This window comes from Shewanella sp. GD03713, from assembly GCF_029843705.1.
In the GTDB taxonomy this organism is placed as follows: domain Bacteria; phylum Pseudomonadota; class Gammaproteobacteria; order Enterobacterales; family Shewanellaceae; genus Shewanella.
In genome coordinates this window covers 1,987,634-2,011,979 of the sequence record NZ_JAOCIW010000001.1, presented here as the reverse complement: position 1 = coordinate 2,011,979, position 24,346 = coordinate 1,987,634, and the positions used below count along the sequence as shown (strand labels likewise).

The following is a 24,346-nucleotide window of genomic DNA, read 5'->3' as shown; positions in this document are numbered from 1 at the left end:
AAAGCAAAGTTTAAACAAACAGATAACTATTTGAACACTCACTTATTTAACATGTAAACAAAGGGTGTTTTAACATCATCGTTTGCAGCCCTTATTAGGCGGAGGCAAGTATACTCGCGCGAAATGTCAAATACAAACATCACAGAATGCAAATTTTGTTTTTTTAAGGATATTTTCACCTAAGTGCCAGCTGCACCAAGGAAAGTAAAGAGATTTATACCATGGTCTAACAAATTTAAACGCTTATTTAAATTGAAATGTGATCTAGAATGGCTGTAAAGTAATGGCGGTTTGACATGCCGCACTCACAGATAAGAACGAAGTAAGGAGAACGGGGTATGGCTGATTTAAAAGCCAAATTAGAATTACCAGGGAACGACTCGATAGAATTGCCAGTAAAGCAAGGATCCGCTGGTTTTGACGTAATCGATATCAGTAAACTTGGCAGCAAGGGTTACTTCACTTTTGATCCAGGTTTTCTCGCGACAGCCTCCTGTGAATCTGCAATTACCTATATCGATGGCGATCAAGGTATATTGTTACACCGCGGCTATCCAATCGAGCAACTCGCCGTTGACTCAGATTACTTAGACCTGTGTTACCTGCTGCTTTACGGTGAACTGCCGACGAAAGAGCAATATGCTGAATTTGTACACACAGTAAAAACCCACACTATGGTTCATGAGCAACTCGCCTTCTTCTTTAGAGGTTTCCGTCGTGATGCTCATCCTATGGCGATGTTATGTGGTGTTACTGGTGCATTGTCTGCATTTTATCAAGACTCACTCGATGTCAACGATCCTCGCCACCGCGAAATCGCCGCTTATCGCCTAGTCTCCAAAATGCCAACGATTGCCGCTATGTGCTACAAGTACTCTTCTGGCCAACCATTCGTTTACCCACGCAATGACTTAAGCTACGCAGGCAACTTCTTAAGCATGATGTTTGCCGTGCCTTGTGAAGAGTACAAGGTAAACCCAATCGTTGAACGTGCTATGGACCGTATCTTCATTCTACATGCGGATCACGAACAAAACGCGTCAACGTCAACCGTACGTTTAGCCGGTTCTTCAGGCGCGAATCCATTCGCGTGTATCGCTGCGGGTATTGCTTCTCTATGGGGCCCTGCACACGGCGGCGCGAACGAAGCTTGTCTACAAATGTTAGAAGAAATCGGTTCAGTAGACCGTATTCCTGAATTCATCGCCCGTGCGAAAGACAAGAACGACCCATTCCGTCTAATGGGCTTCGGACACCGTGTTTACAAAAACTTTGACCCACGTGCCAAAGTGATGCGTGAAACCTGTCACGAAGTGTTAAAAGAGCTGAAAGTACAAGATCCATTATTAGATGTGGCTATGGAACTTGAGCGTATCGCACTGGAAGACGAGTACTTCATTTCGAAGAAACTCTATCCAAACGTCGACTTCTACTCTGGCATCATCATGAAAGCCATTGGTATTCCAACTAGCATGTTCACCGTACTGTTCGCATTAGCACGTACTGTGGGTTGGATTGCTCACTGGAAAGAAATGTTGGATCAACCAGGTCACAAGATCAGCCGTCCACGTCAGCTATATACTGGCGAGACTTCGCGTGATTTCGTAAGCCAAGATAAACGCTAATCGGCATTTATCGATTAAAAGCGCCCACTGGGCGCTTTTTTATTGGGATTTTCATACCCGCCCTTCGATCTTCTTATCACTCCCAGCCACACAATCCCGGATGACCTCGCTTTAGCTTATTTAGCATTTCTCATCACTTTTTAAACTTTTTAGCTACATTTAGTAAGTTTGCCTAATCTACAATCTGACAAATTTACGTTAATCTACTGAAATTAATGTATTTTTAACTTTGGCATGTTTTCTGCTCTCAGATGGCATCACAAAAATGACAACAGGTAATACTCTTATGGAAAAGTCAACAATTGCTAAGTTCGCCCTACCCGTGCTGTTAGTGTCAATGTTAGCGGCATGCGGCGAAGAGGAAGTGGCTAAAAAAGAAGAACAATATGCCATTCCCGTCGAAACCACTACCGTGATGCAGGGTAATGTGTCTTCGTTTTATAGCACCACCGCCACCCTCGAAGCCCCGCAAGAAGCTAACGTCGTGAGCCGTATTGCCGGCCTTATCGAAGCGATTAATGTCGAAGAAGGCGACCGGGTGCAAAAAGGACAAATCCTCGCGGTTATCGATGCCAAACGTCAGCAATACGATCTCGACCGCTCCGAAGCCGAAGTGAAAATCATCGAGCAAGAGTTAAACCGCTTGAAGAAAATGACCAATAAAGAGTTTATCAGTGCCGACTCCATGGCAAAGCTCGAATACAACCTGCAAGCCGCCATTGCAAGACGGGATCTTGCTGAATTACAAGTCAAAGAAAGCCATGTGGTTTCGCCCATCGATGGTATTGTTGCTAAGCGTTATGTCAAAGCGGGTAACATGGCGCAGGAATTTGGTGACCTCTTCTACATTGTCAATCAAGACGAGCTGCACGGGATTGTCCATTTACCTGAGCAGCAATTAACCAGCCTACGTTTAGGCCAAGAAGCGCAAGTCTTTAGCAATCAACAGAGCAAAAACGCTATCCACGCGAAAGTATTGCGGATAAGCCCTGTGGTCGACCCACAGAGTGGCACCTTTAAAGTCACCTTGGCCGTGCCCAATCAAAATGCGCATTTAAAAGCCGGGATGTTTACACGGGTCGAATTGAAGTATGACACCCATGAGAATGTGATCACTGTGCCCTACAGTGCCCTGATCAACCAAGACAATAAGCAAGCCCTGTATGTGATTGACGGCAGCAATGCCAACCGCCGCGAAGTCGAAATCGGCTACCGCGAAGGTGACTCGGTAGAAGTCGTCTCCGGTATCAAACCCGGCGAGCAAGTCGTGACCCGTGGTCAGCAGAATTTGAAAGACCAATCCTTAGTTGAAGTCATTACCCCACTCGATTTGGCCTCAGCGAAGAACTGATAGGAGTCTTTCATGTCAATCATCAGCACCTCAGTTAAACGGCCAGTCACGGTATGGATGTTCATGCTGGCCATTATGTTATTCGGCATGGTGGGGTTTTCGCGCTTAGCGGTAAAACTCCTGCCCGATTTAAGCTACCCCACCTTAACCATTCGGACCATGTACGATGGTGCGGCGCCCGTTGAAGTAGAACAACTGGTCTCAAAACCCATTGAGGAAGCCGTCGGCGTAGTGAAAGGCTTGCGTAAGATAAGCTCTATCTCCCGCTCTGGCATGTCCGATGTGGTGCTCGAGTTTGAATGGGGCACCACTATGGATATGGCGAGCCTCGATGTGCGTGAAAAACTCGACACTATCGCCCTGCCTCTGGATGTTAAAAAGCCATTATTGCTGCGCTTTAACCCCAACCTTGACCCTATCATGCGCTTAGCGCTGTCGGTGCCTAATGCGTCTGAAGCTGAACTCAAGCAGATGCGTACCTACGCCGAGGAAGAACTTAAACGCCGTTTAGAAGCCCTCTCAGGTGTGGCAGCAGTGCGTTTATCCGGTGGTTTAGAGCAAGAAGTGCATATTCAGCTCAATCAGGAAAAGTTATCTCAACTCAATTTGAATGCTGACGACATTAAACGCCGCATCAACGAGGAAAACATCAACTTATCTGCGGGTAAAGTGATCCAAGGTGACCGCGAATATCTGGTTCGAACCCTTAACCAATTCAATTCATTGGAAGAACTGGGGCAAGTCATCGTCTATCGCGACGCGCAGACCTTAGTACGTCTATTTGAAGTCGCCACCATTACCGATGCCTTTAAAGAGCGTAGCGACATCACCCGTATCGGCAGCCAAGAGTCGATTGAGCTGGCTATCTATAAGGAAGGCGATGCCAACACGGTCGCGGTGGCTAAAAAACTGCGCGATGAGCTAGTCAAAATCAACCAAGATCCTAAGCAAAACAAATTGGAAGTGATTTACGATCAGTCTGAGTTTATTGAGAGTGCCGTAAGTGAAGTCACCTCATCTGCGTTGATGGGCAGTGTTTTGTCTATGTTGGTGATTTACCTGTTCCTGCGCAATATTATCCCGACGCTGATTATCTCAATCTCCATCCCCTTCTCGGTGATTGCCACCTTTAACATGATGTATTTTGCCGATATCAGCTTAAACATCATGTCATTAGGCGGTATTGCGCTCGCTATCGGTCTATTGGTCGACAACGCCATTGTGGTGCTGGAGAACATCGACCGCTGCCGCAGCGAAGGCATGAGTAAGTTAGATGCGGCTGTCACAGGGACTAAAGAAGTAGCGGGCGCGATTTTCGCCTCGACCATGACCACGCTTGCAGTGTTTGTCCCCTTGGTATTTGTCGATGGTATTGCGGGCGCCCTATTCTCTGATCAAGCCCTCACAGTGACCTTTGCCTTGCTCGCATCACTCTTGGTGGCACTAACCTCAATTCCAATGTTGGCCTCCCGCGAAGGCTTTACAGCACTGCCCGAACTCATCAAGAAGACCCCGAAGGAGAAACCCACTACTAAGCTCGGTAAGTTAAAACACTATAGTGCGACGGTATTTTCCTTCCCGATTGTGTTGCTCTTTAGCTACATACCGAGTGCATTGCTGACTTTAGCGTTAGTTATTGGCCGTTTCTTCTCTTGGCTGCTTGGGTTAGTGATGCGCCCGCTAAGCAGTGGTTTTAACTTTATTTACCACGCTATCGAGTCGGTTTATCACAAACTGCTCGCGATAGCACTGCGGAAACAAGTCGCCACTTTGTTGCTAACCATAGGGATCACTGGCGCCTGTATTAGCTTGCTCCCCCGCCTTGGCATGGAGCTCATCCCACCGATGAACCAAGGGGAGTTTTATGTGGAGATCCTGCTGCCTCCTGGCACTGCGGTCGGTGAAACAGACAAAGTACTGCAGCAACTCGCGATGTCGATTAAAGACAGACCCGAAGTCAAACATGCCTACAGCCAAGCGGGTAGCGGCGGCCTAATGACCTCTGATACCGCCAGAGGTGGTGAAAACTGGGGGCGTTTACAAGTCGTACTGAGCGATCACACGGCTTACCATCAGGTAACACAAGTGCTGCGTGATACCGCGCGCCGCATCCCTGAGCTGGAAGCTAAAATCGAGCAACCTGAACTCTTTAGCTTTAAAACCCCATTGGAGATTGAGCTTTCGGGTTACGATTTACACTTACTTAAGCGCAGTGCAGATAATCTGGTTAAGGCACTTTCCGCCTCCGATCGCTTTGCCGATGTGAATACTAGCCTGCGTGATGGTCAGCCAGAACTCAGCATTCGCTTCGACCATGCTCGCTTAGCCGCCTTAGGCATGGATGCGCCCACAGTCGCCAATCGTATTGCCCAGCGCGTTGGCGGTACAGTTGCCAGCCAATACACAGTCCGCGACCGCAAAATTGATATTTTAGTGCGTAGCGAACTGGATGAGCGGGATCAAATCAGTGATATCGATGCGCTAATCATCAACCCGAACAGCCAGCAACCGATTGCCCTAAGCGCCGTGGCCGAAGTGTCATTGCAATTAGGCCCATCGGCGATTAACCGCATCAGCCAACAACGAGTGGCCTTAGTATCGGCCAACCTTGCCTATGGCGACTTAAGTGATGCGGTGGCCGAAGCGCAGCAAATTTTGTCTGCACAGGTGTTGCCCGCCTCGGTTCAAGCACGCTTTGGTGGACAAAATGAGGAAATGGAGCATTCATTCCAATCACTGAAGATTGCGCTGATCCTGGCGGTTTTCCTGGTGTACTTAGTGATGGCGAGTCAATTTGAATCACTGCTGCATCCGCTGCTGATTTTATTCGCCGTGCCGATGGCGCTGGCAGGTAGCGTGCTTGGTCTTTATATCACCCAAACCCATTTGAGTGTGGTGGTGTTTATCGGCCTTATCATGCTCGCGGGGATTGTGGTCAACAACGCTATCGTACTGGTGGATAGAATTAATCAGCTGCGCACCGAAGGCGTGGACAAGCTTGAGGCCATTAAGGTCGCGGCCAAATCCCGTCTGCGCCCGATTATGATGACCACCTTAACCACCACCTTAGGTCTGCTGCCGATGGCGTTAGGTTTAGGCGATGGCTCAGAAGTCCGCGCACCGATGGCGATTACCGTGATCTTTGGTCTGAGTCTCTCGACCCTGTTAACCCTGATTGTTATCCCTGTGCTCTATGCCCTATTTGACCGTAAAAAGTTTGAACATACCGCCACAGCGCAAGACAACACGGCAGAAACCGCGGAGGCTCGCCTATGAACCTCACCCGTTTAGCGATAAAACGCCCAGTCACCACCAGCATGTTTTTCTTTGCTATCTTGCTGTTTGGTCTGGCTTCTAGCCGCTTACTGCCGCTCGAAATGTTCCCTGGCATCGATATTCCGCAAATCGTAGTACAAGTGCCTTACAAAGGCTCAACTCCAGCGGAAGTCGAGCGCGATATAACTAAGGTGCTCGAAGAGTCCCTCGCCACTATGGGCGGGATTGATGAGCTCGAATCAGAGTCTTCCCAAGAAGGCGCTGAAATCGAAATCAATATGAAATGGGGCGAAAACGTTGCGACTAAGAGCTTAGAAGCGCGGGAAAAAATCGATGCTGTGCGACACTTATTGCCCAAGGATGTTGAGCGGGTGTTTATCCGCCAATTCTCCACCGCTGATATGCCGGTATTGACCATACGGATTTCGAGCGACCGCGAGCTTTCTGGCGCATTCGACTTGCTTGATAAACAACTCAAGCGCCCGCTGGAGCGGGTCGAGGGGGTGTCTAAGGTCAATCTCTATGGGGTTGAGCAAAAGCAGATTGAGGTCAGGATCAATGCCAACCGCCTCGCCGCCAGTGGTTATTCGGCAACCGAGTTGCAGACACGTCTCGGCCGCGAAAACTTTGTACTCAGCGCTGGCACCTTAAGGGAAAGTAATCTGGTTTATCAGGTGTCTCCTAAGGGCGAGTTTCGCAATCTAGAGGACATTAAAGCCCTTGTATTATTACCAGGGCTGACCTTAGGTGACGTTGCCGATGTGCAATTTGCGCTACCTGAACGGGTCGAAGGTCGTCACTTAGATAAGCATTACGCCGTGGGTCTGGATGTGTTTAAAGAATCCGGCGCCAACTTAGTGGAAGTGTCTGATCGGGTATTAAAGGTGATTGAGCTTGCCAAGCAAGATCAACAATTCCAAGGTATCCGCTTGTTTATCATGGAAGATCAAGCCTCTGGCGTAAAATCATCCCTCTCTGATCTGCTGCTGTCGGGATTAATCGGCGCCTTGCTGTCTTTTATTGTGCTGTATTTATTCCTGAGAAACTTCAAGATGACCTTGATTGTGGTGTCATCAGTTCCTATTTCGATTGGAATGACACTGGCCGCCATGTACCTGCTGGGTTACAGCTTAAACATTCTGTCGATGATGGGGCTGTTATTGGCGGTCGGTATGCTGATCGATAACGCTGTAGTGGTCACCGAGAGTGTGCTGCAGGAGAAGCAAGGCAAAGCCACCAATAGCGCAGAGGATAATGAAAACGCGGTCATGGCAGGGGTCGATAAGGTCAGTCTTGCCGTACTTGCGGGCACTATGACCACGGCTATCGTGTTTTTACCCAATATCTTCGGGGTAAAAGTCGAGCTCACCATCTTCCTTGAGCATGTGGCGATTGCGATTTGTATTTCGCTGGCGGCCTCATTGTTAGTGGCTAAAACATTAATTCCATTGATGTTGACTAAGTTTCACTTCGATATCGCGCCAGAGAAAGCACCGGGTAAGTTGCAAAACTTCTACAACCGTAGTCTCAATTGGGTGCTGCTGCGCCCTTGGCGTTCAGGCCTAATTTCGGTGGCCATTTTGGTATCCACCGCCCTACCACTGTCGATGGTCAAGCAGGATCAGGAGGACAGCCAAAGCAAGGAGCGTATTTACATAAACTACCAAGTAGAAGGTCGCCATAATCTCAATGTGACCGAAGCAATGGTGAGCCAAATGGAAGAGTATCTTTATAATAATAAAGAGGAATTCCATATCGACTCAGTGTATAGCTACTATGCACCTGACGATGCTTCCTCGGTGATTTTGCTGAAAAAAGACCTACCTATGCCACTGGATGAATTAAAGAAGAAAATCCGCAGCGGTTTTCCTAAATTCTCCATCGCGAAACCTCAATTTGGCTGGGGTAATGATAACTCGGGCGTACGTGTCACGCTCACAGGTCGCTCCACCTCAGAGCTTATCCATTTGAGTGAGCAAGTATTGCCCCTGCTCTCCAATATCAAAGGTTTAGTGGATGTGCGCTCCGAAGTGAACGGCGCGCAGCAGGAAGTGGTGATCCGCATTAATCGGCAGATGGCAGCACGACTGGATTTAAAACTCAACGAAGTGGCCTCTAGCATATCAATGGCCCTGCGCGGCTCACCGCTGCGCTCATTTAGGCACGATCCCAATGGGGAGCTGCGTATCGAAATGGCCTATGAGAAGGAATGGCAAAAATCCCTCGAGAAGCTCAAGCAACTGCCTATCGTGCGTATCGACCAACGCCTGTATACCCTTGATAACCTTGCCAGTATCGAGATTTTACCTAGGTTCGATACTATCAAGCACTACAATCGCCAAACCTCGCTTTCAATCGGCGCGAACTTAGACAAGCTCACCACAGAGGAAGCCCAAACGAAGATCAAACAGGTGATGGAAAACGTGCGCTTCCCGAATGGTTATAACTATTCACTGCGCGGTGGGTTTGAGCGTCAGGATGAAGATCAGAGCGTCATGGCTATCAATATGCTGCTTGCTATTGCCATGATTTACATCGTCATGGCGGCGCTGTTTGAGTCTTTATTATTACCGACGGCGATTATCACCTCGATTCTGTTCTCGATCACAGGCGTCTTTTGGGCTTTGCTGCTCACAGGCACGCCTATGTCAGTCATGGCCATGATAGGGATCTTGATTCTCATGGGAATTGTGGTGAATAACGGCATCGTATTGGTCGACCAAATCAACCAAATGACGCCTGAACTCGATAAGCTGTCAGATACCATACGTGAAGTCTGTATTACCCGTCTGCGCCCTGTGCTAATGACGGTCGGAACGACGGTGCTGGGCCTTGTGCCACTGGCGATGGGCGAAACCCAAATCGGTGGAGGCGGACCACCCTACTCACCGATGGCCATTGCCATTATCGGCGGTTTGTCGTTCTCAACGGTGACGAGTCTGTATTTGGTTCCCTTGTGCTACCAACTGCTCTACAGAATGCGTTATCGCGCCGCGGTGCGCCTAGGTGAATCAAACCGCATAGCCCAAAAACTCTTACCTTGGACGGTATAGTTTTTTAAAAAGAAAGGCTGCAATTGCAGCCTTTCTTTTTAGATAAATCTACTGCCTTAAGGGAGCGACAATCACCTTCCCTTGCGCAGTTTGTGCTCCTCTGAAAAAATCAGTTCCATTGAGAGATAACAAAATACCTTTTGTATAATCATCCCCTAAACGATACCAACGACGCTCGCCTGCGGTATTCGAGAAAGAACGGAAAGCAATGGGAAACATTTTTCCCTTTGAAAAATCTGTTTGCTCCGCAACATCATAAGCAAACATATTAAATACTTCCTGAACCCCTTCTTCTAGATATTTACGCAATTGCAGACCATCGTCCGCGAGCCAAATCTTAGCCTGTTTTGCCGCTAGCGCTTGTTCGTCCAAAGGCTCATTTACTGCAGCCAAGGCTTTATCACGTTTTTTTATTTCCCTTAAACGTTCACGCGTACCATCGGGCAATTTGGCGTACTTAGCATTCACTTGAGCAAGATATTCCTGCTTTTCTTCCTCTGTGCGGAACCTATCAACATAGCGATTGGATTTTGACTGATATAGGAACCGATTTTGGTAAAGCAGCTGTGGCTTTGCCCCTTTCGCTGCACCTTGATACATTTGCACCTGTAACATGACATGCAACATAGTGTTATCAGGTGTTAAGCTATATTCTGGCGTGAGGATCAATGCAATATCCTCAGGACCTAATCCTAATCCTTTCACGCCCTTTGAAGGCCATTCATCGTAAACCTTCACAGGATTATCGGCGAGTTGAGGTAGGGTCGTTATTAGCATTTGATACTGTTTTTCATACGCTTTTTTTAAAGTATCTCCTGCCAGCAGCTCTCTAATTTTGACAATTGCCTCTTCAGCATCGGACTCTCGGGACTCGTTAATTGCCACCTCTGTCAAACCTACAATTAATCCACCAAGTGCACCTGCTGTGACACCCGCAGCGCTCAATGTACCACCGGACGCACCATAGAGATGATATTGTGCACCTAATTGTTTACTTGATAAATCAACCACTAACTTCGCATCGTCAAGTTTTTCTTGATGATTGGTATCAAGGTTTACCTTATAGGGGGCGATGCTACAAGCCGATAAGGTACTCACGGCTAACATCAACATTAAGGGCATTCAACGTTAAGACTTTCATTCCAACTCCTTGTAAATAATATTTTTATTTTTATCGAACAACACAAAAGCGAATTTGAAATAACTGCTCAAGGCCGGGATAAATCTCTTGGATCACTCGGCGCAGCTCTGGCAGCGTCATATTCTCCTGCGCTGCATGTTGCTCTGTCAGCGCAGAAAACAACACAGGCACAACCTCAATGACCTTGATATCACAAAACCAACGGTCAGCTTCAAAGGTCGATACTGGCAAAATTTGTCCGGCGAACACATGGGACTCGGCTTCATCCCTTAAGGTAATGGTCTTAGCTCCCGATAAAATGTCCGGCTCGAAACGCTCAAAGAAAGTGATTTTGGTTAACAAAGCGCCTCCATAACAAACACTCACGTAGTATGCGGAACTTAACGACTGTTAAATCTGCATTTATTTACTTAAACCGTTTAAAGGTCAATACTTTACTGGTCGTCAATATAGCGGTTATGGCCATGGGTGAACAGTACGGTAAACAAAATAACTCATACTTTAGCGCGATAATATCCAGCTAAAACTTAGCCACCATCCTCTTAGGCAACAGCAAAACATGGAGAGATTGGCAATATTCAGTTAGAATCCAGCTTTAATTGAGCCACTGGACTCAGCCTGTATAGGCAAAAACCGAATTAGAGATGTTATGAACAAGAAGCAAAAGATCGTTAAGAAGATGGCTAAGCGCGAAAAAGCCAAACAAAACAAAATCGAGAAACCCAAAGTGGGTGCAAAACCGCGTTATATTTCTAAAGCGGAGCGCGCGCGTCTCGAAGCCGAAACGCCAGAAGCTGTGGCTTTAGAAGTAGCGCAAGAGATCGCAGGTGCCGACGCTTCAAGTGCGGAAGATAAGGCTGCGAGCTAAGCCGCTTTGTGTCGTGACGCTCAGAATGTTCTTACTCGCATAAAACGCTTTCCCGTGAATGCGGATATGCCAAACATAAAGGCCACTTTTCAGTGGCCTTTATGTTTTATCAGTTTTTATGACTCTTTATGATTACCAAGATGGTTATCTAAGGCGTTACGGCGTATTGGGTTTTGCTTTATCAAAATCCACCGCAGCCGTTGCCGCCTCGCATTCCTGCTCTTCGGTCAATTGGCCCATTTGCACATGGGAGGATGAAAACGGACTCGTAGATGAGGGCAGATTTTGACCAACACAATTAGCAATTTCTTCCTCATCCCCCGCCAGCAATTGCTGGCACTTGGCCTGCGCCTCTTCGGTATCGCTCCCCAAGGGCTGTGCTGCGTTTGCGCGGCTTGCCAGTGCGACTTTATCGACTAATCGATAAGCCACCCATACACCCATGATCCCAAACAGAATCGAGCCCAATACTTGGCCGATTAACACACCGTATACCCCGCCCCACTGCGCACCAAAATACACGAATGGCACTGTGCCTAATGTGGCTTTACCGACGTTGAACAGGGTGGAATATTTGGCTTTGCCCAGATTATTAAACGAAGCATTGGCCACAAATAAAATGCCAGAGAAGGTAAAAAACACCGCGATGTAGCTACAGAAAAACTCGATAAGCGCCGCGCTATCGCCTTTCATATCGAACAGGCTCACCACCTGCGATTTGAGCAAGAACAGTAGCAGCGACATCACCACCACATACAAGGTACAAAATTGAATCGCCTTAGTTAAACTCTCGCGCACCCGGTCGAATCGGCCCGCCCCAAAGTTTTGCCCAACAATCGGCCCGATAGCGCCGGATAACGCAAAAATCATCCCAAAGGTGACCGGGACTAACCTACCAAGCACCGCCCAACCGGCCACATAGGCATCACCAAAATCCGCAATCGCGCGGGTCACAAAGGCGTTACCAATGGGCGTAGCGATATTCGTCAGCATGGCAGGCCCGGCAATAGCGAAAATCGGTTTGAGATCGGCAACAAAATAGCTGAAGTTAAATTTGCCTAGCAGTTGATGTTTTACCACCACACCGCGCCCGGCAATGATAAAGACCGCGATACGGGCAAGGACCGACGCCAGTGCCGCACCTTCAATCCCCATGGCAAACAGAAAAATAAAAATCGGATCCAGCACCGCATTAACGCCGCCGCCCGCTAAGGTCGACATCATCGACAGCTTCGCATCCCCAACGGCACGCAGTGCGCCGCCAAGGGCCATCGCAAGGCAAATAAAGGGTAAAGAAGGCACCAAAATGTACAGATAACTCTCGGCAAGTTCCGCAGTATGGCCGCTCGCCCCTACCAAAGTTACTAATTCGGGGATAAAGCAGGTCACCACCACACTCACAAAAAGGCTGATTAAGGTGGTCACCGCCGCACTATTGAGCAAGAGGCGTTTAGCTAACTCGACATCCTTTGCACCAATCGAGCGGGAAACTAACGCGCCAAGCGCAATCGACAGGCCGATACCAATAGAGGTCGTAAAAAAAGAAATACTGCCCGCATAGCCCACCGCCGCGGCCAGTTCATGTTCGCCGAGTAAACTTAAGAAGAAAATATCGAGTAAATCGACCACAAATAAGGCAGAAATCCCCACGGCGGCGGTCGAACTCATCACGAGGATATGACGAAGAATCGAACCTTCAACGAATTTGGCTTGGGTCATGGGGTTGTTTTACCTTGATCTATTGGATGGACTGACATCAAATCCAGTCTGCGGCTCTCGCCACTTAAGCAGTCTCTTGAGTAAGTAAGCCTACCATGAGGCAGCGCACATAATAAATCATTTAAACGATTTCGTTTGTTACGAATAACTTACACACTCAGGCCTTTGCTCTCACAATCAGCCTGTTCGGTACACTGACTCCAAGCCTTGTCACTCAGTCGTGCTTAAGTCAAATCACTCACTCCAAACCACTTAAGCCCTGTCACTTATCCCACATCCGTGACTCTAGGTTATCGTGTCTTGCTTACTTGCTTAGCTTACTTGCTTAGCTTAGGTCGATGATAACCAGTGGATATCGACATCTCGTTTGGGGGAATTACCAAATAGGCGCGAGTATTCACGGGAAAATTGCGATGGACTCTCATAGCCGACACGATAGGCGGCTGCGGCGGCATCTATGCTCTCGCTTAACATCAGTCGGCGAGCCTCCATTAAGCGTAACCGTTTTTGATATTGCAGCGGACTCATCGAAGTCAATTGGCGAAAATGATGGTGAAAGGTCGATTTACTCATTCGGGTCATATCGGCTAAATCATCAATGCTAAAATGCTGGGCAAAATTCACCTTAAGCCACTCGATAGAATGGGCGATGCGTAAACCGTGGCTGCCCGCCGACACGATTTGCCTTAAGCGCGCGCCCTGCTCACTGATAAGCACACGCCAGTAAATCTCTCTTTTAATCATAGGCGCAAGCACAGGAATCGACTCTGGCTCATCGAGTAAGGCAACTAACCGGCTGAAAGCATTCAACAGGCTTGGGGTGGAATGACCTAAAATCATGCCTTGATCGGTAACCGTATCCTTTTGCCTCGCCAAGGGTGTTTGCAACATTAAGTCACTCATCACCGCCAAATCGAGTTTTAGCACAACACCGAGGTAAGGTTTTTCAGCACTGGCCTCTAACACTTGCATGGTGGCGGGTAACTCTAAAGAAGTGATTAAGAATCGACTCGGATCGTAGACCAATACCTGCTCCCCCAAGGTCATGCTCTTCGTCCCTTGCACCACAACCGCAATACTTGGCTCGACAATACAGACCGAATTGGAGGTGGGCGCATTCTGCCGATAAAACTCGAGCCCTTCGACCTCAGATGATGCCCATTCGACGCCAAGGGTTCTTTTGGCCACATTGTCGGCAAGCCCTTGGGATAAACAGGCCATCATTTCTTCATCTTGCATCATTCGTTTTCCTCCAGTATCGCAAGGTATTAGTCCTTCTAATTTATCTTACTCGCAACTTATCGCGTTAGCATACGAAATGCCTAACTCTTGGAGAATTAGGCAAGCATTACCGACGAATGAACTACCCAGCAAGCCTGCAAGCGGCAAGAATAAAGGATCCGAATAAGTGATTTTTTAGCCATTGAATAAGGATGAATCGATGAAACCTATGCATTTGGGATTAGGCTCCCTGCTATTGTTAACGCTTGGCGTTCAGGCAGCTGAGTCACTGCCAGCATCAGTGCCTGTGTCAGAGGCAAGGCCTAAAACCGTGATTGCTGCTGAGCAAATCAGTATTGCCCGCAATGGCACTCAACTCCCTGTGACGGGACTCGAAGACTATTTTACCGGACCAGTGCGCGTTGAGCCTTTGTTTCAGGCCAAGGGCGAAGGTCGCGCATCTGGCGCCTTAGTCACCTTTGAGCCGGGCAGTCGCACCCATTGGCATACTCATCCCGTGGGGCAAACCTTAATCGTCACCTCTGGAATGGGTTGGGTGCAGCAAGAAGGTCAGACACGCCTTGAAATTCACCCTGGGGATGTGGTGCAGATCCCTGCGAATGTCAAACATTGGCATGGCGCAACGAGCAATACGCCCATGACGCATATCGCCATACAAGAAGCCAACGCGGGTAAGGTGGTCACATGGCTAGAAAGTGTCTCCCCAGCACAATACGACAAGCCCTGAATCAAGCTTAGCGACTCTTCGCCAAAGCAAGCTAAACCAAAGCAAGTTAAACCAAATCAAGTTAAAAACGCCATGACGCAATCTCAGGAGACTTCGATGAACATTAGTCTGACCGCAAACGGCAAAGCCTATCGATTTACCCTCCTCGATAATCCAACGGCACAGGATTTCTACGCCAGCTTACCCCTAAAGCTAACGCTTAAGGACTATGCCAATACGGAAAAAATCGCCATGCTCGAGCAAAAGCTCACCAAAGCGCAGGCCCCAAAAGGCACCAGCGCTAAGCGTGGCGATATCACCTATTATGCTCCTTGGGGGAACTTAGCTCTGTTTTATAGGGACTATGGGTATGCCGATGGCTTAATTCCGCTCGGCACTCTTAGTAACGAGACGAGTCAAGAGATGAGCAAAGTAATGAGTGAAGAATTTGTCGAACTGCTTAGCGGCGACGATCTCGATGTGGTGTTCGATAAACAGCCCTAACCATCATAAGCAAAACATCAAAAGCAAAAAAGGCGACACTGAGTTCGCCTTTTATTTTTTAAATTACAAGCGCTTTCGCCAGTGATTGAGTTACTCGCTGACACTGCCGCCATTTAAGTACACTGTATCAGTAACAGGTTCAAACCAATCAACCGGTTTACCATCAAGCGCCTCTTGAACGGCCACATGCTGCATGGAAGATGATGCAGTTGCACCATGCCAATGACGCTTACCACAATTACACCAAATCAAATCCCCTGGGCGAATCGTGGTGCGCTCCCCCCCTTCACACTGGGTCCAGCCTTCACCTTGGGTGACCAATAGCATTTGCCCGAGTGGATGGCTATGCCAATGGGTTCGCGCGCCCGCTGAAAAGTTCACTACAGCCATACCCACCCGCGCTGGTGGCGGCGCATTAAATAAGCTGCTGATCACCACCTCACCGGTAAACCATTCACTCGGTGCTTTAATCGGCTGTTGCGATCCTGCGGGGATCAGTGTCATGGATGCTGTTTCTAAGGTATTCATCAAAAACTCCTTTGCTGACGTTGTCTTAAGCTGATTTAAAAGTGATGGCGGCATGGGGAATGGTCCGCAAACCGCCCTTTTAACAAATGAAATAACCTTCCTAAGCCTAGAAGGAAGAGGCCTGCATATCGATCACAAATCGGTAATGCACGTCGGATTTTTCCAGCCGCTCGAAGGCTTCATTAATCTGCTCCATTTTGATCATCTCGACCTCAGGCAAAATGTTCATCCGGCCGCAGAAATCGAGCATCTCCTGAGTCTCGGCAATGCCACCAATAAGTGAGGCGGCAATACGACGACGTCCCATCACCATAGGCACAGTATTCACCTCGGCAATCGGCCCCACTTGACCGACTAAGGTGAGCGTGCCATCCACATTCAATAATGGCAGGTATGGGGTAATGTCATGCTTTGTTGGCACGGTATCGATGATAAGCTCGAAGCGATTGGCGGCTTGCTGCATGCGCTCAAGATCTGAAGAGATCAAAAAGTCACTCGCACCGAGTTCGAGCGCATCGCTGCGCTTACTTTCCGAGCGGCTGAGCACAGTCACATGGGCGCCCATCGCGGCCGCAAGTTTGATCGCCATATGGCCTAAACCGCCCATACCAATAACAGCGACTTGACTGCCGGGCCCAACGTTCCAAGTTCTTAAGGGCGAATAGGTGGTGATCCCCGCACAGAGTAAGGGCGCGACTTTAGCAAGGTCGAGCGATGCCGGAATACTCAGCACAAACTCTTGGCGCACTACGATATGCTTGGCATAGCCGCCCTTGGTAAGCTCTTGGGTGTGCCTATCGGCACTGTTGTAGGTTTGGGTAAAACCCTGCTCACAAAACTGCTCTTCACCGTGGTGACAGTGAGTACATTCCTGACAACTGTCGACCATACAGCCCACAGCGACATGATCGCCCACCTTGTATTTGTTCACTTGGCTGCCCACTTGCACCACGCGGCCAACGATTTCATGGCCTGGTACAGTAGGATAAACCGTCCAGCCCCAATCGTTTTTCACTGTATGTAAATCGCTATGACAGACGCCGCTATAGAGAATTTCGATAGCGACATCGTTGTCCCGTAATTCACGGCACTCATAGTGATAAGGTTCTAGCGGGCTTTGCGCCGATGCTGCGGCATATCCAATGGTTTGCATATTTCATCCCCTGTGGATTGAGGCAGAAACGTAAAATGACACGCTTCTGCGAGAAATAATCAAGGCCAGCAAAGCGCTGGCCCATGAGCTAAATTACAGATATTGAGTGAAAAATTGCGTCAACTTATCGAAGGGGATCAGGTTCACTCTGTCATACAAGTCAACATGACCAGCACCTTTTACCAGATAGAGCTCTTTAGGCTCTGCTGCTAGGCTGTAGGCTTCTTGGCTAAACTCCAGTGAATGCGCTTCATCGCCAGCAACAAATAACAATGGGCGCGGAGAAATAGACTCAATATCGTTAAATGGATAGAAATTCATAAACTTAGTGTTACTGCTCAGGGTCGGATGCGTCGTCAGCTCAGGCGATGAACCCGCTGGCGTAAACTCTCCCCTTGGGGTGCGATAGAAGTCATAAAATTCCTTAGCAATGGGGTGAGAGTTTTCATCGATTTCATGGGGTGTGCCACCTGTGTATTGGGTTTGACCGCCGCTAAACTCCACATAACGCTGCGCGGCCGCCTCGGCGATCATTTGTTGGCGCTGCGCTAAGGTCAACGACTTGCCATAGAGATGACGGCTAAATCCGCCCATGTCATACATGCTGACGGTAGCAATGGCTTTCATGCGAGGGTCAATTTTCGCGGCGCTAATGGCAAAACTACCGCTACCACAGATCCCGAGCACGCCAATGCGCTCTCTGTCGGCAAACTCGCTAGTGCCCAGAAAGTCTACCGCAGCGCTAAAGTCTTCAGCGTACATGTCCGGCAGCACGGCATTGCGGGGATTGCCCTCACTCTCACCCCAGAAGGATAAGTCGATGGCGAGGGTTACAAAACCACGCTCGGCCAGTTGCTGGGCATAGAGCACCGCGCTTTGTTCTTTTACCGCACCCATAGGGTGGCCTACGATAATGGCAGCGCGTTTTTCGCTGACCTTCATATCCTTAGGCAAATAAAGATTGCCCGTGACATTCATCTTGTATTGATTTGGAAAAGTTACTTTTTGCATAGTCAGGGTTTCACTCCGATAAAAATTGTTAGCACCATGGGATAAATCACCTTGATGGCCCGGTGTTGCCGCAAAGGTCGGCAAGCTGGTATTTATCAACAATGCCGTTATCAGCCATGCCGCCAAAGACAGCGCGCCGTTTGATGCCTTCATATTCAGCCCTTAATAGGGAACAGACATGTCGCTTAAGCGAGATGAGTTAAGTGTCGCGGCAACTCATGCTGAAATTGTCGACAAAACGACCACGATATTGAAGCCATGAAACTCGTGGTTACTTGCCTAAAACTCCAAAAATGCGGAAATCGCGCAATGAGACATGAAGAAATGAATACCCGATAAGGCGGTAGAAATGTCGCGCTCGACTGTATGTATCGGTTTAACGCGAATACCCGCGAGGGCAAATTAGGTGTACAAAAAGGCCAACGGGGAGTCGTTGGCCTAAGCGTTTATCAAACATTGGATCTGTGGCGAAGAGCTGCGCCAACGGGCCTAGCAAACTAGAGCGTCACGCGGCTCATCTGGGTTTGGTGATAACGCAACCGACCGATAGCTAAGGCGATTAATGCAAGAAGAGTTAATGAGCCCATCACCACCCCCTGCCACTCGGCTTTATGCCAAAATAGCATCAGGTAAGGCCCGCCCAGCGCGGCGCCTAAGTAATAGCAACACAGATACAGCGATGTGGCTTTAGCGCGGTCACGGCTTGCGCGCATCGCCACAAAGGAGTTACAGCAGCTGTGGGTTAAGAAGAAGCCACAGGCCGTCATCAAAAAGCCTAGGCTAATCGTGACTGGGGTATCGAACAGGGTCAATAAACTGCCCAGTAACATCAAGCACCAAGACCATTGGTATAACTTGTGCTGACCAAATTTTGCCAGCCACTTGGCGGTAAAATAAGAAGCCACGGTACCGCTGGAATAACACAGGAAGATCAACGTCGCTTGGAAACGGCTCCACTCATAAGGCGCGGCCATCAAATGCAGCTGAATAAAGCTAAATTGATTCACCATCATCATAAAAGTGATCCCTCCGATAGCATAGGCTAAACGCATTTGCGGATCGGTTAGGTGATGGCTAAAGCCATAAATATCCTGTAATAAACGTGCCCGTTTTGACAGTGTTGGCGAGGTGGTTTGTCCGCCCGATACCGCCTGCGCATCGGCGCCAGAAGGCAATAAATAACTGGTTAAGGCAACGCCCGCAAGCGTAACTAAAAACAGCAGCCACATGGACTCTTGCCAAGATAAAAACTGCGACATCACCCCGCCCAGTAACCGACCGACAATCCCGCCGATACTGTTGGCCATGATGTAAATGCCCGCGGCTTTGAGCATAGTGCTTGGCGAGAGTTGCTCCTTAAAATAGGCCATGGCAATGGCGGGCACAGCCGCTAACAGCACGCCCTGTAAAAAGCGGACGTAGACAAGAGCATTAAAATCCCCAGCCCAAATCAACAGCAGATTCGACAGCGCCAGTAGCCAGAGACTCACGACAATCGGCGTGTGGCGGCCAATTCTGTCGGACACAACCGCATAAATTAACAGCGAAAACGCCAGCGAAAAGCTGGTGACCGAAAGGATAAGCGTTGCCTTAGAGCCAGATACCGCAAAATGCTCGGCGATCAGCGGTAACATACCCTGCATCAAATACAGATTGATATACACCACCACGGAAGCCACACACAGGGCCCACATCAGTCGGGTATCACGTTGTTTACTGTCGATAATAGTGTCTAACACGGCTTGCACTTTTGGCCTCGATAACGCATCACTCTCAGGATAGACAAAGATTAGCACTGGGCATAACATAACAATAATAGATAATTTATATTGAAATTATTGATTTTTGTTATAGCTAACAATTGCGATACGCCCTGTTATCGGTCAAACCATGCGAGATACGACAGGACTGGGTTGTGGCACATTGTTAATGCCCTTAAAGCACTGTGCCCTCAAGCATAAGTAGAATCGTGCATAAGTGCCCTTGAGCATAAGTACCATCCAGCATAAAAGACGAATCATCATGGACATACGCCAACTTAAACATTTAGATGCACTGGCCAATACCGGCAGTTTTACCGCCGCGGCCAAGAAGCTCAATATGGCGCAACCTGCCCTAAGCCAAAGCATTAAACGGCTCGAGCAGTCGCTTGGGGTGACACTGATTAATCGCACCAGCAATAAGAATGACAAGCACCTCGCGCTCACCGCCGAAGGCTTAGTACTGCATCAACATGCCACTTTGATCCTAAAACAAATCAAACAGGCCGAAGCGCAAATCCGCGCCATGGCGAATCTCACCTCAGGGGAAGTGCGGATAGCGGTGCCAGGCATGCTGGGCTCCTTCTATCTGCCCTCTCGACTTATGGCCTTTCGCCATCAATATCCCGAGCTAAAGCTGTCACTGTTTGAAGGCGGTACCCGTGACGCGCTACGGATGTTACAGCAGGAAGAAGTGGATATCGCCATCATTACCGCCCAAGATTTACAGAGTGACTTCGATAGCCAATTGTTGATCCGTGAGCAGATGGTGATCGCCATGGGCGCCGAGCACCCGCTCGCCGATCATCCTGCCGTCAGCCTCAACGACTTCTTTGACCATGAATTAGTGATGTTTAAAACTGGCTATTTCCACCGGGAATGGATCCTCTCCCAGGCCAAAGAATTGGGTAAAAAGCCCAATATTGCCTTTGAGACTAACCTGATTAACTTAATTAAACAGATTGTCTCCCAGGGATTTGGGATCACTAGCGTGCTCGAAATGGCCATCAGTCCAAAAGATGACATTCTCGCCAAACCCTTTGACCCACCGGTGTTTTTAAATCTGCATATCGCGTGGAAAAAACAGCGCCCCGTCAGCCAAGCCGACCGCGCCTTTGTGGAGTTTTTAATGAAAAACCGCTAACGCAAAGCAGTAAAGAATCCACCTTCTGAAGAAGGTGGCTTTGTTTTAACCCCCTAAAAGGGGGCCTTTATTCAAGAGCAAGTTGACCCTGTTCTTGCCGCTCTACTTTCTCTTGATGCCTAACGTATCTACGGATTATTTCCTCGTTAATTCCAATCGAATCGACGAAGTATCCTCTCTGCCAAAAATGATTTCCCCAAAGTTTATTCTTACGTAGGTAAGGAAATTTACTGAATATTTTCAACGCTATCTTACCTTTTAACGCCCCCATTAAATTCGATATAGATATCTTCGGAGGTACCTTCACCACTAAATGGACATGGTCAACTTGAACATTTAGCTCCATGACTATGCATCCCATTTGATGGCAATAAACCTGAATGCATCGATAAACCTCTTTTCCGACATTACCTTTCAATATCCGAAAGCGGTACTTTGGTGTCCAGACTATATGATATTGACATCGCCAGAACACATGCGATGCTTGCTCGTATCTACTCATGTTATTTGCCTCTTTTGACTTCGCTAAAAATCAAAGATGCATTTAACATGGGTAGGTATACAGGCAAAGCCTCAAATGATGATAACCACCTACTGAAGTAGGTGGTTTTGAGCTAAAAATAAAAAGGGGATTAACTCCCCTTTTCGATAAAATGCAATCGCGCATCCTGCCAATAGGCTTTAAAACATTCAGCCTACTGTTCAGTGCGAACCGCTTTCATCAATACTTCAGTGGTGTATTTATCATTGTTAATCACAGGGAAGCGGTCATAGGTTTGAAAAATCACCTTATCCTGATACTTGATCATGGCCACCACGCCGTAATTAATGCGTTTATCGATAGATTTCGCCGGTAATAAGAACTTAAACGGCACAGGCGCCCTAGCGATATTAAAGCTCTTTTGGGCAATGATGACGCCGGGTGTGTTCAAATCGATAATCGCAATGGTAATTTCACTGCCTTGGGGCAGGAGAATTTTTTCCAAATAGCCCGCCGCCCCATTAACCACCACCGGAGGATCGGGTTGAACCGTCACGCAGCCACTTAAGGCAAATGTCACCAGTAAAAATGACATAAATAACTTTATTTTCATCAACATATTAACTTCCTTTTACCATACGGATCAGCCCCTCTTGAGTCGTCGAGGCTACAAGCTCACCCTGCTGATTAAAAAATTGGCCTCGTACATAACCTCGTCCACCGCTGGCGGTTGGACTGTCGATACTGTAGAGCAACCATTCTCCCATATTAATTGGGCGATGGAACCACATCGCATGATCGATTGTTGCCATGCGGATCCCCGGCGTTAAAAAGGACACACCATGGGGCTGAGCCGCCGTGACTAAAAAGTTAAAGTCAGAGGCGTAGGCCAGCAAATACTCGTGAATATGCGCATCCGTTGGCATTGGCCCATTCGCCCTTAGCCACACATAGCGATAGGGTTCGGTTTCTTTAGGCGCGAAGGGATGCAAAGGATTGACTAACCGCATCTCAATCGGCGCGTCTTCCATAAATTTTTCCAGAATGCGCGCGGGCACTTTATCCCTTAAGGTCATCGCCAGCTCATTTTGATTCAATAACCCTTCAGGACCCGGCACCTCAGGCATTTGGGCCTGATGGTCAAAGCCCGCCTCGGGTTCTTGGAAGGAGCAGGTCATATGAAAAATCGGCCGCCCCTTTTGTATTGCACTCACGCGTCTGGCACTGAAACTGCCGCCATCGCGCATATTTTCCACTTCATAGACTATGGGGAGTTTCTCATCCCCTGCGCGTAAAAAATAAGAGTGTAGCGAATGCACTTTACGCTCGGCTGGCACGGTTTGCTTGGCGGCGCTCAGGGCCTGCCCCATCACTTGGCCACCAAACACATGCCCAAATCCTAAGTCTTGGCTTTGACCACGAAACAGCCCGATTTCAATTTGCTCGAGGGATAATAATGATAAGAGATCGTCTAATACCTGACTCATGGGATCCTACTGAAAATTAGCAACTAATGCACAAGGGTAACTCAGTTAGACTAGGGCTGACCAGTAGGGAGTCGATAGCTTATTGCATCTTGTGGCTTCTGCACGCCCAAAGCACTACTCAATCTTAATATGATGTTCAAGGGCACTCTGTTTTGACCAAGCCAACACTTTATCTTCGCCGCAGGTATGCAAATTAATCGGAAAGGCATAATGCAACTCGGGCCAGTATTTGATCAGTTTATCGGGTGTACACAGCCCCTCACTGAAATAGATGGACTGAAATTCGGCAAACATCCCATGGCTCACGCTGCCCGCCCCCGCGAGCAGATGCTGGCCATTCGGTGCGGCACGACTGACTAAAAATGCCATAGTCGCCGTGACTGTATCAAAGGAAAATAGCGGTTGGATCGCTGGGGCTAAGTGTTTATCTGTCATGGCCGTGAGCGCCTGCGGGCACAGGCTATTGATATGGATGTTAAACTGCTCGCCCTCTAAGGAAAGGCTATTCACCATACCGACGAGGGCCATCTTGGCGGCGCTGAACGGAACCTGATGTAAGTCGCCAAACAACGCCGACACCCCAGTGGTCATCAAAATTCGGCCATAGCCATGGGCCTTCATCAGCGGCCACAGGGCTTGGGTAAGATAAAAACTGCCGTTCACATCCACATCAAACTGTCGCTGCCAGTCGGCTTGTTGGATATGCTCGAAGGAGCACGCGCCGTAAACCCCGGCGTTATTGATCAAAATATCCACGCGTTGCCAATCTTGCTGTAGGCGATTCACCATCGACTTGACGTCATCCTGCTGGCTAACATCCACTTCAAAATACAGGCATTCTCCCCCGAGCTTTAAAATGGCCTGATGGGTTTGCTGCAGCTCTGCGTTAGTTGCATGAGTTAAGTTAGAAGAGCTAGTTGCCCTCAATGCCTCGCCTTGGGATGGACTTCCCTTAGGTTGGTCAACTAATACCAATTTGGCGCCCCGCTCAGCCAACATAATGGCATAGGCTCTCCCTAGCCCAGAGCCTGCTCCCGTTACCAACGCCACTTGATTATCGAAACGCATCCTATCGTATCCTTATCATTGACATTAACGCTAAACGCCACACTAAACCTTTCACCTCACAGCTCTGGTTATTGCAAAAATAGGGGTGAAGTTCATCGGCTTAACCGATGTTTGGCAGTGGATCACAGGGGATATAAAAACACAGGCATAGTGGATTTTCTTTGAACTTGGCGACAAATCTTTCCCCTGAAAGCGAAACATCTGTGCGCCAATTCAAACTCTATTACAT

At 48.4% G+C, this 24,346-nt stretch carries 20 protein-coding genes; 8 read left to right on the top strand and 12 right to left on the bottom strand.

Annotated features, from left to right (window positions below):
- The first annotated feature begins 338 nt into the window (after positions 1–338).
- From N5E87_RS09015 to N5E87_RS09000, 4 genes are all read left to right on the top strand, one after another.
- The gene (locus tag N5E87_RS09015) at positions 339–1,625 is read left to right on the top strand and encodes a citrate synthase (protein WP_011716732.1); all 1,287 of its coding nucleotides are present in this window, start codon (positions 339–341) and stop codon (positions 1,623–1,625) included.
- Between the two features lie 286 nt (positions 1,626–1,911).
- The gene (locus N5E87_RS09010) at positions 1,912–2,976 is read left to right on the top strand and encodes an efflux RND transporter periplasmic adaptor subunit (RefSeq protein WP_011716731.1); all 1,065 of its coding nucleotides are present in this window, start codon (positions 1,912–1,914) and stop codon (positions 2,974–2,976) included.
- A gap of 12 nt (positions 2,977–2,988) precedes the next feature.
- Complete coding sequence (locus N5E87_RS09005; RefSeq protein ID WP_086904042.1) at positions 2,989–6,252, top strand: efflux RND transporter permease subunit; 3,264 nt, start codon at positions 2,989–2,991, stop codon at positions 6,250–6,252.
- Positions 6,249–9,305, top strand: a complete 3,057-nt coding sequence (locus N5E87_RS09000; RefSeq protein ID WP_086904041.1) for an efflux RND transporter permease subunit — start codon at positions 6,249–6,251, stop codon at positions 9,303–9,305. Before N5E87_RS09005 ends, N5E87_RS09000 begins: the two co-directional genes overlap by 4 nt.
- A 48-nt stretch (positions 9,306–9,353) precedes the next feature.
- Here N5E87_RS09000 and N5E87_RS08995 read toward each other — a convergent pair whose 3' ends face one another.
- Positions 9,354–10,418, bottom strand: a complete 1,065-nt coding sequence (locus tag N5E87_RS08995; RefSeq protein ID WP_279775260.1) for a hypothetical protein — start codon at positions 10,416–10,418, stop codon at positions 9,354–9,356.
- A 58-nt stretch (positions 10,419–10,476) separates the two neighbouring features.
- The gene (gene yqfB, locus N5E87_RS08990) at positions 10,477–10,788 is read right to left on the bottom strand and encodes a N(4)-acetylcytidine aminohydrolase (RefSeq protein ID WP_086904039.1); all 312 of its coding nucleotides are present in this window, start codon (positions 10,786–10,788) and stop codon (positions 10,477–10,479) included.
- Positions 10,789–11,095: 307 nt separating this feature from the next.
- Between yqfB and N5E87_RS08985 the strand changes: the two genes are divergently transcribed.
- On the top strand, positions 11,096–11,314 hold the full coding sequence (locus tag N5E87_RS08985; RefSeq protein ID WP_086904038.1) for a DUF2986 domain-containing protein: 219 nt from the start codon (positions 11,096–11,098) through the stop codon (positions 11,312–11,314).
- 156 nt (positions 11,315–11,470) lie between these two features.
- Here the strand turns inward: N5E87_RS08985 and N5E87_RS08980 are convergent, their stop codons facing one another.
- Together N5E87_RS08980 and N5E87_RS08975 are read right to left on the bottom strand one after the other, a co-directional pair.
- Positions 11,471–13,033: an MATE family efflux transporter gene (locus N5E87_RS08980; protein WP_086904037.1), complete on the bottom strand. Its 1,563-nt coding sequence runs from the start codon at positions 13,031–13,033 to the stop codon at positions 11,471–11,473.
- Positions 13,034–13,363: 330 nt separating this feature from the next.
- On the bottom strand, positions 13,364–14,275 hold the full coding sequence (locus tag N5E87_RS08975) for an AraC family transcriptional regulator (protein ID WP_256657202.1): 912 nt from the start codon (positions 14,273–14,275) through the stop codon (positions 13,364–13,366).
- A 199-nt stretch (positions 14,276–14,474) separates the two neighbouring features.
- On the opposite strand from N5E87_RS08975, the gene N5E87_RS08970 reads away from it, so the two are divergent.
- Both N5E87_RS08970 and N5E87_RS08965 read left to right on the top strand, forming a co-directional pair.
- Positions 14,475–15,002: a cupin domain-containing protein gene (locus tag N5E87_RS08970; protein WP_217895403.1), complete on the top strand. Its 528-nt coding sequence runs from the start codon at positions 14,475–14,477 to the stop codon at positions 15,000–15,002.
- 96 nt (positions 15,003–15,098) lie between these two features.
- The gene (locus N5E87_RS08965) at positions 15,099–15,485 is read left to right on the top strand and encodes a cyclophilin-like fold protein (protein WP_176370347.1); all 387 of its coding nucleotides are present in this window, start codon (positions 15,099–15,101) and stop codon (positions 15,483–15,485) included.
- A gap of 90 nt (positions 15,486–15,575) precedes the next feature.
- Here N5E87_RS08965 and N5E87_RS08960 read toward each other — a convergent pair whose 3' ends face one another.
- The 4 genes from N5E87_RS08960 to N5E87_RS08945 form a co-directional block, all read right to left on the bottom strand.
- Positions 15,576–16,013 carry a cupin domain-containing protein gene (locus N5E87_RS08960; protein ID WP_279775259.1) on the bottom strand — a complete coding sequence of 146 codons (438 nt, stop codon included), beginning with the start codon at positions 16,011–16,013 and terminating at the stop codon, positions 15,576–15,578.
- A gap of 106 nt (positions 16,014–16,119) precedes the next feature.
- A complete protein-coding gene (locus N5E87_RS08955; protein ID WP_086904035.1) occupies positions 16,120–17,166 on the bottom strand; it encodes an NAD(P)-dependent alcohol dehydrogenase in 1,047 nt (348 codons plus the stop codon).
- A gap of 93 nt (positions 17,167–17,259) precedes the next feature.
- Positions 17,260–18,330 carry an alpha/beta hydrolase gene (locus N5E87_RS08950; RefSeq protein WP_140374509.1) on the bottom strand — a complete coding sequence of 357 codons (1,071 nt, stop codon included), beginning with the start codon at positions 18,328–18,330 and terminating at the stop codon, positions 17,260–17,262.
- A gap of 344 nt (positions 18,331–18,674) precedes the next feature.
- Entirely contained in the window at positions 18,675–19,925 is a 1,251-nt protein-coding gene (locus tag N5E87_RS08945) for an MFS transporter (protein ID WP_041412602.1), read from the bottom strand.
- 274 nt (positions 19,926–20,199) lie between these two features.
- Between N5E87_RS08945 and N5E87_RS08940 the strand changes: the two genes are divergently transcribed.
- Complete coding sequence (locus N5E87_RS08940) at positions 20,200–21,081, top strand: LysR family transcriptional regulator (protein ID WP_011622400.1); 882 nt, start codon at positions 20,200–20,202, stop codon at positions 21,079–21,081.
- Positions 21,082–21,148: 67 nt separating this feature from the next.
- Here N5E87_RS08940 and tnpA read toward each other — a convergent pair whose 3' ends face one another.
- The 4 genes from tnpA to N5E87_RS08920 all read right to left on the bottom strand — a co-directional run bounded on the left by tnpA (position 21,149) and on the right by N5E87_RS08920 (position 24,117).
- A complete protein-coding gene (gene tnpA, locus N5E87_RS08935; RefSeq protein WP_039978090.1) occupies positions 21,149–21,583 on the bottom strand; it encodes an IS200/IS605-like element ISShes8 family transposase in 435 nt (144 codons plus the stop codon).
- Positions 21,584–21,776: 193 nt separating this feature from the next.
- Complete coding sequence (locus tag N5E87_RS08930; RefSeq protein WP_011716717.1) at positions 21,777–22,181, bottom strand: YbaY family lipoprotein; 405 nt, start codon at positions 22,179–22,181, stop codon at positions 21,777–21,779.
- A 1-nt stretch (position 22,182) separates the two neighbouring features.
- Complete coding sequence (gene tesB / locus N5E87_RS08925) at positions 22,183–23,049, bottom strand: acyl-CoA thioesterase II (protein ID WP_011622398.1); 867 nt, start codon at positions 23,047–23,049, stop codon at positions 22,183–22,185.
- A gap of 114 nt (positions 23,050–23,163) precedes the next feature.
- A complete protein-coding gene (locus N5E87_RS08920; protein WP_086904433.1) occupies positions 23,164–24,117 on the bottom strand; it encodes an SDR family NAD(P)-dependent oxidoreductase in 954 nt (317 codons plus the stop codon).
- Between the last annotated feature and the right edge of the window lie 229 nt (positions 24,118–24,346).

Excerpts from the sequence above, each read along its gene's own strand:
- N5E87_RS09015 (WP_011716732.1), top strand. The coding sequence starts at position 339 with ATGGCTGATTTAAAAGCCAAATTAGAATTACCAGGGAACGACTCGATA.
- N5E87_RS09000 (WP_086904041.1), top strand. The coding sequence starts at position 6,249 with ATGAACCTCACCCGTTTAGCGATAAAACGCCCAGTCACCACCAGCATG.
- N5E87_RS08995 (WP_279775260.1), bottom strand. The coding sequence starts at position 10,418 with ATGTTGATGTTAGCCGTGAGTACCTTATCGGCTTGTAGCATCGCCCCC.
- N5E87_RS09005 (WP_086904042.1), top strand. The coding sequence starts at position 2,989 with ATGTCAATCATCAGCACCTCAGTTAAACGGCCAGTCACGGTATGGATG.
- tesB (WP_011622398.1), bottom strand. The coding sequence starts at position 23,049 with ATGAGTCAGGTATTAGACGATCTCTTATCATTATTATCCCTCGAGCAA.
- N5E87_RS08940 (WP_011622400.1), top strand. The coding sequence starts at position 20,200 with ATGGACATACGCCAACTTAAACATTTAGATGCACTGGCCAATACCGGC.
- N5E87_RS08920 (WP_086904433.1), bottom strand. The coding sequence starts at position 24,117 with ATGCGTTTCGATAATCAAGTGGCGTTGGTAACGGGAGCAGGCTCTGGG.
- N5E87_RS08965 (WP_176370347.1), top strand. The coding sequence starts at position 15,099 with ATGAACATTAGTCTGACCGCAAACGGCAAAGCCTATCGATTTACCCTC.
- N5E87_RS08960 (WP_279775259.1), bottom strand. The coding sequence starts at position 16,013 with ATGAATACCTTAGAAACAGCATCCATGACACTGATCCCCGCAGGATCG.
- N5E87_RS08985 (WP_086904038.1), top strand. The coding sequence starts at position 11,096 with ATGAACAAGAAGCAAAAGATCGTTAAGAAGATGGCTAAGCGCGAAAAA.
- N5E87_RS09010 (WP_011716731.1), top strand. The coding sequence starts at position 1,912 with ATGGAAAAGTCAACAATTGCTAAGTTCGCCCTACCCGTGCTGTTAGTG.
- N5E87_RS08950 (WP_140374509.1), bottom strand. The coding sequence starts at position 18,330 with ATGAAGGCATCAAACGGCGCGCTGTCTTTGGCGGCATGGCTGATAACG.
- N5E87_RS08955 (WP_086904035.1), bottom strand. The coding sequence starts at position 17,166 with ATGCAAACCATTGGATATGCCGCAGCATCGGCGCAAAGCCCGCTAGAA.
- N5E87_RS08975 (WP_256657202.1), bottom strand. The coding sequence starts at position 14,275 with ATGATGCAAGATGAAGAAATGATGGCCTGTTTATCCCAAGGGCTTGCC.
- N5E87_RS08970 (WP_217895403.1), top strand. The coding sequence starts at position 14,475 with ATGAAACCTATGCATTTGGGATTAGGCTCCCTGCTATTGTTAACGCTT.
- N5E87_RS08930 (WP_011716717.1), bottom strand. The coding sequence starts at position 22,181 with ATGTTGATGAAAATAAAGTTATTTATGTCATTTTTACTGGTGACATTT.
- N5E87_RS08980 (WP_086904037.1), bottom strand. The coding sequence starts at position 13,033 with ATGACCCAAGCCAAATTCGTTGAAGGTTCGATTCTTCGTCATATCCTC.
- tnpA (WP_039978090.1), bottom strand. The coding sequence starts at position 21,583 with ATGAGTAGATACGAGCAAGCATCGCATGTGTTCTGGCGATGTCAATAT.